At 61.3% G+C, this 13,234-nt stretch carries 8 protein-coding genes and 1 tRNA gene; 2 read left to right on the top strand and 7 right to left on the bottom strand.

Translation table 11 applies throughout. From position 1 onward, the window contains the following. Positions 1 to 693 precede the first annotated feature (693 nt). Together GY725_21720 and GY725_21715 are read left to right on the top strand one after the other, a co-directional pair. Complete coding sequence (locus GY725_21720) at positions 694 to 2,655, top strand: tetratricopeptide repeat protein (protein MCP4006807.1); 1,962 nt, start codon at positions 694 to 696, stop codon at positions 2,653 to 2,655. A gap of 444 nt (positions 2,656 to 3,099) precedes the next feature. Further along, complete coding sequence (locus GY725_21715; GenBank protein ID MCP4006806.1) at positions 3,100 to 4,914, top strand: NAD(P)/FAD-dependent oxidoreductase; 1,815 nt, start codon at positions 3,100 to 3,102, stop codon at positions 4,912 to 4,914. A gap of 488 nt (positions 4,915 to 5,402) precedes the next feature. Here GY725_21715 and GY725_21710 read toward each other — a convergent pair whose 3' ends face one another. The 7 genes from GY725_21710 to GY725_21680 all read right to left on the bottom strand — a co-directional run bounded on the left by GY725_21710 (position 5,403) and on the right by GY725_21680 (position 13,089). Then, a complete protein-coding gene (locus GY725_21710; protein MCP4006805.1) occupies positions 5,403 to 6,608 on the bottom strand; it encodes an aminotransferase class III-fold pyridoxal phosphate-dependent enzyme in 1,206 nt (401 codons plus the stop codon). Between the two features lie 155 nt (positions 6,609 to 6,763). Continuing rightward, a complete protein-coding gene (locus GY725_21705) occupies positions 6,764 to 8,119 on the bottom strand; it encodes an aminotransferase class III-fold pyridoxal phosphate-dependent enzyme (protein MCP4006804.1) in 1,356 nt (451 codons plus the stop codon). A gap of 233 nt (positions 8,120 to 8,352) precedes the next feature. Next, positions 8,353 to 8,437, bottom strand: a tRNA-Leu gene (locus GY725_21700). Between the two features lie 115 nt (positions 8,438 to 8,552). After that, complete coding sequence (locus tag GY725_21695) at positions 8,553 to 9,320, bottom strand: hypothetical protein (protein ID MCP4006803.1); 768 nt, start codon at positions 9,318 to 9,320, stop codon at positions 8,553 to 8,555. Positions 9,321 to 9,330: 10 nt separating this feature from the next. Further along, entirely contained in the window at positions 9,331 to 10,731 is a 1,401-nt protein-coding gene (locus GY725_21690) for a sigma-54-dependent Fis family transcriptional regulator (protein MCP4006802.1), read from the bottom strand. After that, positions 10,728 to 11,786, bottom strand: coding sequence for a Pr2TM family membrane protein (locus GY725_21685; GenBank protein ID MCP4006801.1), 1,059 nt, complete (start codon positions 11,784 to 11,786; stop codon positions 10,728 to 10,730). Before GY725_21685 ends, GY725_21690 begins: the two co-directional genes overlap by 4 nt. A gap of 457 nt (positions 11,787 to 12,243) precedes the next feature. Continuing rightward, entirely contained in the window at positions 12,244 to 13,089 is an 846-nt protein-coding gene (locus GY725_21680; GenBank protein ID MCP4006800.1) for a Stp1/IreP family PP2C-type Ser/Thr phosphatase, read from the bottom strand. Between the last annotated feature and the right edge of the window lie 145 nt (positions 13,090 to 13,234).

Genomic DNA, 13,234 nt, shown 5'->3' with positions numbered 1-13,234 from the left:
GGCTTTGTAGAGTAGATACGTTTCGAAGCCGATCCGGAAGGCCGGTCCGTCAAGGTGCCGATACGATCTCGTATGCAGGTAACTCCTCCCCGACGCAACCACGACCGCCGGATCCACGCGGCGATTTGCGCGACACGCGATCCTGATCTCTTTGCTGAGTTGCAGACTCCAGGGTCGATGATTCGATGCTGGCTTCACCGAGGCACGGCCGACGTCGAGAAGCCGACGTCATGTCATTGATGACGTTCCTGGTGAGGGGAGAGGAGGTGAATCACTTGGTTGCATCTCCGTCTGCACCAACGCGTCTCGTCTCTTCGGGCAATGCGATTCGCTTGGATAGGATCGGGAGTGTCTGTGTAGTGAAAGCGTGACTGGGCCGTGGTCAAGTCTGCCTCGGATCAGAAGCCACAGCCGCCTGGCTCAGGCTTCTGCGAGCCAAGACGCCCCGCCTGAAGAACTATGCAAGAAGGCCATACTACACCACCAAGCTGGCTGTTGGCGAAAGCACGTCGGGGTTCGAAGTCGGCCTGGTCATTGATGGTCGATTGGCGATCGAGATCAAGAGATCCGACCTGGTCACTGAGTAGAGTTCGAAGGGTCTTCGCGATACGAATCGTGAGCTTGTGTCCAAGTTCCCACCGGTCACACCTTGGAAGACGCATTCTCCCTTCGACTGCTAGAGTTCCGCGTGCGATGAGACGCAAGAAGAACACAAAGGCCAAGAGCCGCCGATCCCGCTCAGGCAGCCCGAGGAAGGCGTCCACTCGGCAAGACAACGCCACCGCGAAGAGCGACTCGAACCCACCAGACACGGAGGCCTGGTCGGCGGGTGTCCGCGGCAAGATCCTCGGGGTTGCCCTTCTGGCCGCTCTGACCGCCGTCGTCTATTTCCCGGTCGTCGGTCACGAATTCATTTCGCTCGACGACCAGGTGTACTTCGTCGCCAACCCGCACCTCGACGGCGCCTTGGGTCTCGACGATCTGCGAAGCGCCTTCCTCGAGCCCTATTCCGCGAATTGGATTCCCCTTACCTCACTGTCGATCGCCCTCGACAACGCCCTCTACGGAACGAACCCAGCGGGCATTCACGTCACCAACGTGGTGCTACACGGTGCCGGCGCCGCTCTGCTCTTCCTCGCCCTGGTCGGGATGACTCGACACTGGGTCGCGAGCCTCTTTGTCGCTGCGGTCTTTGTGGTTCACCCCATTCATGTGGAATCAGTTGCGTGGGCGTCCGAGCGTAAGGATGTACTTGCTGGATTCTTTTGGATGGCAACCCTCGTTGCATACGCGCGCTATATCGAAGTGCCGAGCCCACGGCGTTATGTACTCGTGTTGATCGGCACCGCATTGGCACTTCTTTCGAAGCCTCTCGCCGTCACCCTCCCGTTTGCCCTCCTGCTGCTCGACTACTGGCCACTAGGCCGCATCGGTACCGGGGAAGGTGGTCGGCTCTCGAAGCTTTCAGGCCTGGGAGGTGCAGTTCGCGAGAAGCTTCCGTTGTTCGGGCTCGTTGCCGTCTCGTGCGTCGTCACTCTCTTGGCGCAAAGAGCCGCGGGAGCCGAGCACTCGTCACAGGTGCCCATGCTGCTTCGAGTGGCGAACGCATCGCTTTCCTACCTCGCCTACCTGCAGGACAGCGTATGGCCGGCCGGGCTTGCGATCTTCTATCCCTACCCAGGCGCGGAAGAACTCAAATGGGGAGGGATCGGTGCCGGTGTGATCCTTGTGGCCGCGAGTGCGCTTTGCCTGCGCGCAGGCTCTCGGCATCCACACCTCTTGGTGGGATGGTTCTGGTTCCTTGGAACGCTGGTTCCGGTCATCGGCCTCGTGCAGGTGGGGACACAAGCACGCGCCGATCGATACATGTACGTACCGCTCATTGGTGTGATGCTTGCGGTGACGTGGGCGTGTGTTCGGGCTGCGGGCGATTCGCGCACGCAACAGCGCCGCTTGGCAGCCGCGAGTGCAGTGCTCATCGTGTTGCTCTCAGTGGTTGCAAGCCTGCAGGTTCGGCACTGGAAGGACTCGCAAACGCTCTTTGCGCACGCGGTCGCGGTTACGGAGAACAACTACTTCGCCCACGCTTCACTCGGCACGGCACTACGTGTGACGGGCAATCTCGAAGAAGCGGAAGGTCACTTGCGAGACGCCCTCCGAATGAAGCCGACCTACGACACTGCGCGAATCGAGCTCGCAATCCTATTGGCCAGCAAGGGACAACTTGCGGCGGCACGGGCCGAGCTGGCAGGTGTTCAGACATCCCGGCGCAACGATGCAGAGACTCAGGCGGCGCTGGGCTTGGTGGCGGATCGAATGGGGGAGCATCGGACGGCGATCGGCCACTATAGAGCCGCGCAGAAGGCAGACCCCCGTAACCTGGAAGTCTCGAACAATCTCGCGTGGTTGCTGGCGACGGCCCACGATTTCAAGCTGCGTGAGCCCGAGACAGCTGTGCGACTCGCCGAGAGGACGCTGTCGCAAGAGCCGGGCAATGCCAGTTTTCTCGACACGCTCGCGGCCGCCTACGCATCGGCGAGCCGATACGAGGATGCTTCAACGACGCAGTTGCGTGCAATCGAGGCCCTTACCGACAAGAAGCAAGAGCCCGACTTTCTTCGGCGCCTCGAGGGCTACCGCGCTTCCAAGCATTGAGAGCCTTCGGCCCAATCTGCGGCTTTACGCAGAGCAGTGCATGACTGATCGAGCGGACGAGCTGGGTTCCTCTCGTCCGCCTGTTCGAGTTCGGGAGCGAGTCAGTGATGTCGAAGACCAATGGCTGTAGTCGCCATCGTCTTGTCTCCGAAAGGCCCGGCGCCCAGAGCTCCGCACCGTAGCGGTCCGTCTAGTACGGATCATCGACACCATGCAGCGAGCCGAGGCGTAGGATCCGCTTGACGCGCCCCCACTCTTCGAGATGCTTCTCCTCACCCGTCGAGACGCCTCGGTCAATGCGGCTCGCGTCCTGGCCTTCTTGCGCTCTCGAAGCAAATGAACCCCCTGAGCCTCTTCTTGTTACTCCATGCTCGAATTGTAGGTGGCTCCTGTATATGAGTCACTTACAGTGTTTTGGTCGTCAACACTTCATTGGAGACCCGCATGTCATCGTTCAATCCCTCCGGCCAGTCCGACCATGAAGCGCTGCGTGAGAAATACCAGATCGAAAGAGACAAGCGCTTCCGCGCCGACGGGGCAGATCAGTACCTGGAGCCGAGTGGCCGCTTCGCCGACCTGGCCGGTGACCCTTGGGTCGGTGACGTCGATCGCGAGCCGGTGACCGACGAGGTCACAGTGGCACTGATCGGCGGTGGCTTTTCCGGCCTCTGCACTGGAGCGCAGTTGCACAAGCTCGGCGTGACCGATGTCCGCATCATTGACGGTGCCGGTGACGTCGGCGGAGTCTGGTACTGGAACCGCTATCCAGGTGCGATGTGTGATACCGCGGCGATGGTCTACCTGCCTCTGCTCGAAGAGACCGGGTATATGCCCAGCAAGAAGTACGTCTACGGCAAAGAGATCTTCGAACACGCACAGCGCATCGCCAAGAAGTTCGATCTCACCGACAAGGCGCTGTTCTCGACCCAGGTGACTAACTTGGAATGGGACGACGCGTCCTCACGCTGGCTGATCGAGACAGACCGGGGTGACCGCTTCCGTGCGCGATTCGTCGCGATGGGCACCGGGCCGATGACTCGCCCAAAGTTGCCGGGCATCCCCGGAATCGAGTCCTTCCAAGGCCACACCTTCCACACCGCGCGCTGGGACTACGACTACACAGGCGGCGACTGGGGAGGTGCCCCGATGAAGAACCTGGCCAACAAGCGGGTGGGCATCATCGGCACCGGCGCCACCGCGGTCCAATGCATCCCGGCACTCGCGCGCGACGCGGCCGAGCTCTTCGTATTCCAGCGCACGCCCTCGTCCATCGACGTGCGCAACAACCACCCGATCGATCCCAAGGAGTTCGCCGAACTCAAGCCGGGATGGCAAGACGGGTGGCTGATGAACTTCGCAACCCTCCAGATGGGCGGATTCACCGACGAGGATCTCGTGAAAGACGGTTGGACCGACATCGCCAAACGTATCCGCGACCGAGCCATCGCAGAGATGGGCAAGGGCAACGTCACCATTGGTCCCGAGCTGTTCGCCAAGGCCTACAACGAGAGCGACGACGAAAAGATGAATGAGATCCGCGTGCGGGTAGACGAGATCGTCAAGGATCCGGCGACCGCCGAGGCCCTCAAGCCCTGGTACCGCCAGCTGTGCAAGCGGCCCTGCTTCCACGACGAGTACCTCCAGTCCTACAATGTGCCTACCAACCACCTCATCGACACCGATGGCAAGGGGGTCGAGCGCATCGACGAGACCGGTGTCTGGGTGAATGGAACCCACTACGAACTCGATTGCATCGTCTTCGCATCCGGCTTCGAAGTACACCTCTCCCACACCGCCGACTACGAAACGGTCGGCCGCGGTGGCCGCACCCTGTCCGAACATTGGGAGCAAGGCATGCGAAGCATGCACGGGGTACACGTCCACGGCTTCCCCTCGCTCTTCATCGAGGGCTTGAGCCAGGGCGCGCGACTTGTCTCCAATATCACGCACAACCTCAACGATGCCGGTAAGAGCATCGCCGCCATCATCGCAAAGGCCCTCGAGACCGACGCCACCGAGGTGGAGGTGACCGAAGAGGGCGAGCAGGCCTGGATGAAGCTCATCGACAGCGGCCCAGAAGCGCTTCTCAGCAGCCCCGACTGTACTCCGGGTTACTACAACAACGAGGGCCAGCTACCGACTCCGGCTGACCGCCGCAACGCCGGCGGCTACCCCGAGGGTCCCGCAGCCTACTTCGACTTCATCAAAGCATGGCGAAACTCGAAGAAATTCGAAGGCCTCGAGTTCAAACAGGACTAGCTCCCGGGCTGAGCAATCCACGCTCGGCAATTCGAACCTGCGCCTCTCGGCTTCGCGAAACCACGACTGGTGCCGCGCGAAGGCCTGGTGCGACCTGGGCAACCACCCGAGTTGCCCGGAGTCGTCCCTATACGCTTGACTCCCGGTGAAGTCACAAACTGCTTCCCGTCAGCATGACCTGCCTGGGGATATTCGGACCGATTGAAACCTGAGAGAATTGCTTCTGTGAGCCGCTTGGGTTTCCCGGACCAGATCCGGAGTTAGCTTCCGGCGGTTTCCCTTCCTCCTGGAGAATCGCCTTCCTGAACGCACTCGAGATGAAACCTTTTCCGCTTGTCCATGCTTTGGGCACCGAACTGATCTGCTTCCAGGCCGATCCGAAGACACCCATCTCCGCGGCGAGGCACAAAGGCTCCTATCTATCCTGGAAACACTCCCCGGAACAACCTGGGGAATCCCGCCTGTGGTCGGTGGGGACTCTTCCGGACTCAGCCGAGCGCCTGGAACGCGCGCTCAGTGGCAGCCAGCGCGTGCTCGATGTCGCGCTCGGTGTGCGCGACCGAGAGAAACATATTGTGCCAGGGGTGCAGGTAGACGCCGTTAGTCAGCGCGTGGCCACAGAACTCCCGACCCTTCCTGAACTTGGGATCGTCCTCGAACATCACGGTGGGCATCTGCGGCGGTCCGGTCTGGCAGATCGCGTGGCCATGGCGCTGCGCCTGCCCCTCGAGGCCGTCCCGGAACGCCTGCCCCAGCTTTTCGAGACGCGTCGGTGCGTCCAGTTCCTCGAGCACGTCGAGGGTCGCGAGCGCCGCGGCGAAGGGCGCGGCCTGATACCAGAACGAGCCCGTCACGAAAACCTGGGACGCCGCGTCGCGATAGGCCTCGCTGCCCAGGATCGCGGCGAGCGGCTCGCCGTTCGCGAGCGCCTTCCCCCAGGCTGAAAGGTCAGGATTGACGCCATGCACGGCCCAGCTCGCGTCCAGCGACAGGCGCAGCCCGGCCCGGACGTCGTCGAGAATGAGCGCAGCGTCCGCGGCGTCGCAGATGCGTCGCACCTCGCGCGCGAAAGCCGGGTCGACGAGCTCCTGCGGGAGGCCCGCGTCGTGCTTGAAAGCCGAGACGACGATCCCCGCGAGGTCACCGGCACATGCCTCGGCAGCTGCCCGCACGCTCTCCGCGTCGTTGAAGCTATAGGTTGGGTAGTTCGCGTGCTCATCGTGTGGAGTGCCGCGAGACGTGCGGTTCGCCCAGGGTTGAGCACCGTGGTAGGCACCGGCCGCGACCAGGATCTTGCGCTTCTCGCTCCGGGATCGCGCCACCATATTGCAAACCGTCGTCGCATCGTTGCCGTTCTTTGCGAAGATCGCCCAGTCCGCATGCCCCACCTGCGACACCAGACGCTCGGCGAGGTCCACCAGAACGGGGGCCGGGCCGTTCGCGATGTCCAGCGCCTGGCGCTGCGCATCGGCCGCTGAGCGGATACGCGGGTTGCCGTAGCCCGCGATCATGGGACCGTAGGAGCACATGAAATCAATGTACTCGTTGTCATCCACGTCCCAGAGCCGGCAGCCGTCGGCACGCGCGAAGAACAGCGGGTAGTTCTTCGGCAGCCCGCGGGGCGACATGTGTCCATACATCCCGCCGGGAATCACCTTCTGGGCCCGAGTTCGCAGTGCGTCGTCGTTCTTCATACGTCCGCCCTCCTCCATCACGTCGCATCGATCGACGGCGATGGTACCACCTCCCCAATCGATGCAGCGGCATTTTCACCAAGAGTGCCAGACCAGGCCCCAACGACTACAGAACGTGCTGCCTCACAGATCTGCTCGTTGCCCCTCTTCTTCAGCTAGGCCACGAGTTCGGGCGCCACCTCTTTGAGGATGGGATGGATCTCCGTAAAGCTCTCACGCATGGCGGCCAGCGACGTTTCTATCTCACCCTTCGTTAGCGGCGTTGAAACCCTCAGAGCCATTAGATCCTCGAGTGTGATGACGCCCTTGTTGATGAGCGAGCGGCGAAAGAGAGCCATGGTTTCCTTCAGCCCTGGCTTACTGGCATTCATCAAATAGGAGAGCGGATTGGTGACCTCGTCGGCGGTCGTCAGGTGAACGCTCTGATGATTGCCATATCCAATCACCAGGCCCCTGATGCCAACGTCCTTGAGAACTCCCCGAATACCATCGGCCAGCAGTTCGCCATTGGCATTGATGCGCGCAATTTCATCGGCGGTCATGATGTTGAGACAGGCCGTACTAGCGGCAACAGTCACCGGATCACCCTGGTGAGCAGCGATGGCCGCTATCCTGAACGCTTCTTTCTGGCTAAAGAGTTTCATGATGTCGTTATGGCCACCCACGAGACCCATCGGCAGGCCGCCTCCGATGCCCTTGCCATAGACGCATAGGTCGGGCCTAACATCGTAGAGCGCTCCGGTCCCGCCGTGATCGAGCCAGAAGTTCACAATTTCATCGAAGATGAGAACAATGCCGTGTTTGTCGGTTTGCTCTCTCAGGAAGGCGAGGTAACCGTCTTTCGGCGGGACGGTGCCACCGGTCTGAAATCCCTCGGTGATGACAGCCGCCAGATCATCCTTGTTTTCCCGGATGATCTTTTCGGTTCCCTCTTTGTCGTTCCAGTTGGTCATCAGGATATTGTCGAGCGTATTCTTGGGCAGCCCGGGGAATACTTTAGGCGGCATAGCAAAGGCATCATCATAGGTGCCGTGATATCCCCCCCAGATCTTCAGGATCTTTTCCCTGCCGGTATGGGCTCTTGCCGCCCGTATGGCCCACATAAACGCCTGGGACCCGCCAAAGGCCGGCCACACCTTCTCGACCGAGGGGACGCGTCTGCACATCATTTCTGCCAGCACGTCCCAACCCTCATCGGGCATGAAGGTGACGAGACCCTTTGGCACCTGCTTCTGAACCGCCTCTGCGACTTTCGGATGGTTGTGCCCGATGATACTGGTCATGCCCACAATGAGGTCGATGTAGCTGTTGCCATCGACGTCGTACATATGGCTTCCGTCGACCCGGTCACAATAAGCCAGATAGGTGCCGGTGGAATGGGATCTGAGCGCGCCGCCGGGTGTAAACTCCTCAGCCCGTTCGCACAGCGCCCGGGACTTCGGCGTCATATCGCACCAGATCGCCTCGACCTCTTTCTCATATCTGGCGAGGAGCTCTTTTCCTTTGGACATGGCTGACACCCCTTGTTCGTTATCAAATTGCGACCGGCAAGAAATCTGGCACTGACCTGCCCCCGAAGCTCGCGACCGTGTTGCGTCTCACGACATTTTGGAGCGCGCCCGTTGCAATAGCAAAGCGGGTCTGTCCATCGAATGCGGAGTGCGGCGTCAATTCATTGTGAGCTGTGGCATCGAACATCGCCAACGAACGACCCGGACCCGGGCATAGCGAAATCAGGAGCTTCTGGTGCCGGGGACAGGACTCGAACCTGCACGCCTTGCAGCGGTGGCTCCTAAGGCCACTGCGTCTACCAATTCCGCCACCCCGGCTCGGGTCGCGGAGCTTAGCTCACACAGCGGAGCCCCGACATCCGTTGCTGCCGGGGCTCCTTTGGATCGGCTCTCCGAGGGAGGGGGAGAGTCGGTGTGTTTCCGGGGGAAGGCCTCAGGCGCCTGAGAAGGCCGCCTGGGCGGGTTCGACCGTTTCAATGGTGATTTCGCGGCCCGCGGACGGGAGGGAACCGGGGCGCAAGCGTCGCTTGAGTTCTTCGAGTTCCAGACGCGCGGCGTCGGTCTTGGCCTCTTCGCGAATCTCGCGGATCCGCAGTTCGAGTCCGTCGTCGCCGATCTCGTTGTCGATGCGGTTCTCCGCCTTCAGTCTCAACAACTGTTCGCGCACACTTTCCAGAGCCTTCATCTCGCCGTCGAGGGACAGATTGTCAAAAGCTTCCTGGATGCGTTTGCGCGCACGCGCATTGGCGAGTGCGGCCAGCACGCGCACCTTCTCGCGCTCGAGCTTGCGGATCTCGTCGCGGAACTGCACCAGGTTTCCCTTGGCGACCTCGCATTCGGAAGAGATTTCGTCGAGTTCGTGCTCGGCCCGCTGCAGTTCTTGCTGCAATGCGTCCTTCTGCGTAATCAGCGCCAGGGCCACGTCGTCATCGCCGTGCTTCACTGCGCGAGCGATGTCTTGTTGCAGCTTCGATAGTTCAGCGCCTCTTTCGCGAATCTCGCCTTCGATCTTGTTGCGCATGTACAGGATTCCGGCAACCGCGCGCTTCAGATCAGCGTACTGGCGCGTGCGCTCGATGATCGCGTTTTCGTAGACCGCGTGCGGGCTGGCCACTTCGCGGTCGCGCACCCAATTCGAAAACACACCCTCGAGTAGTGCGCGGACTCTGCCAAACAGGCCTCTGGGTCGATCGCTTGTCATTCTTGCCTCCTTACCTGGAGTCCCCGGTCCAGTCTTCGGACCGCAGATCCAGTTCTCGAATCTTCTGCTGCAAACTCTGTCGCACCATGCCGATCGCTTCGGCGGTGCGGGACACGTTCCCGTCGTTCTCGCGCAAGGCTCCGATCAGAAAGGCGCGTTCGAAACCTTCGACGGTCTGGCGCTTGGCGTCGCGAAAACTCGTGCCAGGCGGGAGCCCCGGAGTCGGCCCATCGACGCTGACCTCCGCATCGAGTGCGACATCGGACACACCGATCAGTTCTCCAGCCGAAAGCACCGCGGCGCGCTCGATCACGTTGCGCAGCTCGCGCACGTTTCCGCCCCAGGCATGGCGAGCCAGGTGCGCGAGCGCGTCAGAATCCATCTGCCTTTTCTCTCGCCCCAGGCGCTCGGCCACCTGTGTCAGGAAGCGTTCGACTAGCGCCGGCAGGTCTTCCAAGCGCTCGCGAAGAGGCGGCAGCGTCACTTCGACCACCTTCAAGCGGTAGTACAGATCCTCGCGAAACTTGCCCGCTTTCACTTCGGCTTCGAGGTCGCGATGGGTCGCCGCGACCACGCGCACATCGACGTTCACCTCACTATCGCCCCCGACCGGTTCGAAGGAGTGCTCCTGCAGGACGCGCAGTACCTTCGCCTGGGTCTCGGGCGCCATGTCGCCGATCTCGTCCAGGAAGATCGTACCGCCGTCGGCCGCCTGGAACTTGCCGATGCGACTGCGATCCGCACCAGTGAAGGCGCCCTTCTCGTGACCGAAAAGTTCGCTCTCGACCAGTTCCTGATTGATCGCCGCACAATTCACCGCGACGAAGGGCCGATTGCGACGCGGGCTGCGCTGGTGCAGCGCCTGCGCGACGAGTTCCTTTCCCGTGCCGCTCTCGCCGCGAACCAGCAGCGACAGATCGGTTTCGGCCACCTTCTGGATCGTCTCGAAGATCTGCCGCATCGCGGGACCGGAGCCGATCAGGTTCTCGAAACTGTATTCGCGCTCGACGCGCTCCAGCAACATGCGGTTCTCGCGCTGCAGACGAGTCTTCTCGAGCGCCCGGCGCACGACGACGCGCATCTCCTCGTTGTCGAAGGGTTTGGGAACGTAGTCTTCCGCGCCCTCTTTCATCGCATCGACTGCGATCTTTTCGCTGCCGTGTGCGGTGATCATCACGACCGCGGTCTCGGGTCGATCCTGCTTGACCGCGCGAAGCACGTCCATACCGGTGATGCCGCGGCCCAGGGCCAGATCGGTCAAAACCAGATCGTAAGAAGAATTCTCGAGGCGCCGCAGAGCTTCTTCTCCGGTGTCGGCCAAATCGACGTCATAGGAATCGCGTCGCAGTAGACCGCGCAGCGCCAGTTGGATGCCCTTCTCGTCTTCTACGATCAAAATGCGCGCCGTCACGAGCGAATCTCCTCGGCGATGGGGTGCTTGGGAAGTTGCACCACGAATTCAGTTCCATTGCCCGGCGATGAACCGATCTCGATCTCACCGCCGTGTGCGTCCACGAGCTTGCGCGTGATCGCCAGTCCGAGTCCTGTACCGTTCGCCTTCGAAGTGAAGAACGGCGTGAATATGCGCGCTTGCGTCTCTTCATCGATGCCCGGGCCGTTGTCCTTCACGCGCACCCAGACATCGGTTCCCGCCAGATTTTCGCCCATCGAGATGTGCAGCGCGGGTGAAGACGTATCCGCCTCTTCGAACGCATCGATCGCGTTGCCTACCAGATTGATCAATACCCTGCGCAGTTTCTCCGGATCACCGACCATCTCACCTTCGGTGTCCTGGTGGCGTTCGATGTTCACTCCGAGTGCTTCGAGGCGATCGCCGAGAGAATCGAGTGCGCTGTCGATCACTTCGCTCATGCGAATCGACTCCGAAGCCATCGCCTCCTCTCGCGCGTAGCGCAGAAGGTGGGAGATCGAGCGCTCTACGCGATCGAGCTCTTCGAGTGCAACGTCGGCGTACTCCACGTTCTCACCCGATGAAGGATCCTCACCCATCTGCTGCACGAGACTCTTGGCCGCGGTAATTGGATTGCGGATCTCGTGTGCGATCGACGCAGAGAGTTCTTCGAGCGAGCGCAGTTTCTCGTCTTCGAGTACGCGCCGCTCTCGCGTGACGCTATTGGCGACCGCGCGGTCCACCTCGGAGCGCACCCAGCGTTTCCTCAGATCGGGCGCGATGATCGCCTGGAAGAAATGGGATGCGAGTCCGATCCCCCAGCCCAGGGCCACCATCGTCGCGACGAAACGACCCGTGACGAAGAGCAGGAATATGCATACGAAGAAGTACGAAACGAAGTGCTGGACGAATTTCAGCTTCTTCTCGGCGCGCTCGCGGGCTTCGCGATACGCCTGTTCTTCGGGGGTCAATTCCTTCTTGCGGCGCCGCTTCGGTCGGCTGCGCCGATTCGAACGGGAACCCCTCTTTCGGGAGCCGTCCTCTTCTCGGGACATCGCATGTACTCCAAACCAATCCAGAAGCCCTCCCGGCAGTGGCCAGGTGGCATCCGGGCAGGCCTTCTGAATTGTACGGCTCTTCATGCATCCGCAAGAGAGCAATCGTCGTGCCGGAAATCCAAACCCAGCAAATTCAGGTACTTACGGGATGAGAAAAGCGAAAATGGCGCAGTTCCTGCGCGGCAGGTGCAGCAACAGAACTGCAGCTCGAGCGGTGGTGGCGGTCTTCAGGCGGGGTGCCTTCCAATCCTGAATCCAGCGCTGGCGGGCGCGCTGACGAGCGCGGTGAGGGCCAGGCTTCCTCCGACAATTGTGTGCTGTCAGCGAAAGCTGAGGGAGACTCGGCAAGCCGACATGCGGGGGCGACCTGGCCCTCATCGATGAGTAGGCAACTCGAACGGATAAGTGTCTGAAAAAAGTGGTTTCCCGGAAAGAAGAAGCGCGCCGAGAACAACTAACGCATCAACGACATTACGCCCAAGGCTGTGATCACGACCAAGATGCCTAGCAATACGAACGTCAACATTTTCCTTCCCTCATCTCGGTTGCCTCCGGCGTCGGGAACGGCGATCACCTGAACGGTGATGTTGTCGGAACCTCCGGCATCGATCGCGCTCGCGACGAGCACCCGGGCGGCCTCTTCGGGTTCGGCGATCTCGAGGCCCGCCTGGATCACTTTGGGTGAAACAGCGCCACAGAGGCCATCAGAACACAGGACGAGACGGTCTCCCCGCTGCGGCTCGTACTGCACGATGTCGACTTCGATCTCATCTACGACTCCGATCGCGCGGATGAGTTCGTTGCGTCGCGGATGTTCTTCTGCTTGCTCGGGGGTCAGGATGCCCTCGCGCACCCACATCGCGACCAGGCTGTGGTCTTCGGTGAGCGGTCGCAGCTCTCCACCGCGGAGTAGATAGGCGCGACTGTCTCCGACCCAGGCGATGAAAGCGTCGCCATTGGCCTCGAACAGGATCGCGACAGCCGTCGTCCCCATGCCCCTGAGCTCGGGATCGAGCTCAGAAGCCTGCCGAAGCTCGGAATTCGCCGTGAGCAGGCTCTCGCGCAGGCACTCCTCGGGTTTCGCTCCGCTTTCGCAGAAGACACGCCCCGCAGCCTCGATGCACATCCGGCTAGCCGTCGCGCCGCCGCGGTGTCCGCCCATTCCGTCGGCCACGACGATCAGGCGGGCTCCATCCTCCCGGCGAAAAGAGCCGAAAGCATCCTGGTTCTCGGAGCGTACCCGCCCGGTGTCCGTCAGCGAAGCGAGTTGAATCTCGTCGGGCTGTATTTGAGACAGGATGACCCCCTAGAGAAAATAAGCGTAACCCGTTGAAATCACTTGGTCTAGCGCCCGCCCCCGGGTTCCAGGTACAGACGACGACAGGTGGAATCGCCAAGCGACGCATTCGCCCTCGGCAGACGACGCCGATTCCCTTGTGATCGGG

It is taken from the genome of bacterium, from assembly GCA_024226335.1.
Classification (GTDB): Bacteria; Myxococcota_A; UBA9160; order SZUA-336; family SZUA-336; genus JAAELY01.
This window is presented reverse-complemented; position numbering and strand designations above follow the sequence as displayed.

Excerpts from the sequence above, each read along its gene's own strand:
- GY725_21715 (MCP4006806.1), top strand. The coding sequence starts at position 3,100 with ATGTCATCGTTCAATCCCTCCGGCCAGTCCGACCATGAAGCGCTGCGT.
- GY725_21705 (MCP4006804.1), bottom strand. The coding sequence starts at position 8,119 with ATGTCCAAAGGAAAAGAGCTCCTCGCCAGATATGAGAAAGAGGTCGAG.
- GY725_21710 (MCP4006805.1), bottom strand. The coding sequence starts at position 6,608 with ATGAAGAACGACGACGCACTGCGAACTCGGGCCCAGAAGGTGATTCCC.
- GY725_21720 (MCP4006807.1), top strand. The coding sequence starts at position 694 with ATGAGACGCAAGAAGAACACAAAGGCCAAGAGCCGCCGATCCCGCTCA.
- GY725_21685 (MCP4006801.1), bottom strand. The coding sequence starts at position 11,786 with ATGTCCCGAGAAGAGGACGGCTCCCGAAAGAGGGGTTCCCGTTCGAAT.
- GY725_21695 (MCP4006803.1), bottom strand. The coding sequence starts at position 9,320 with ATGACAAGCGATCGACCCAGAGGCCTGTTTGGCAGAGTCCGCGCACTA.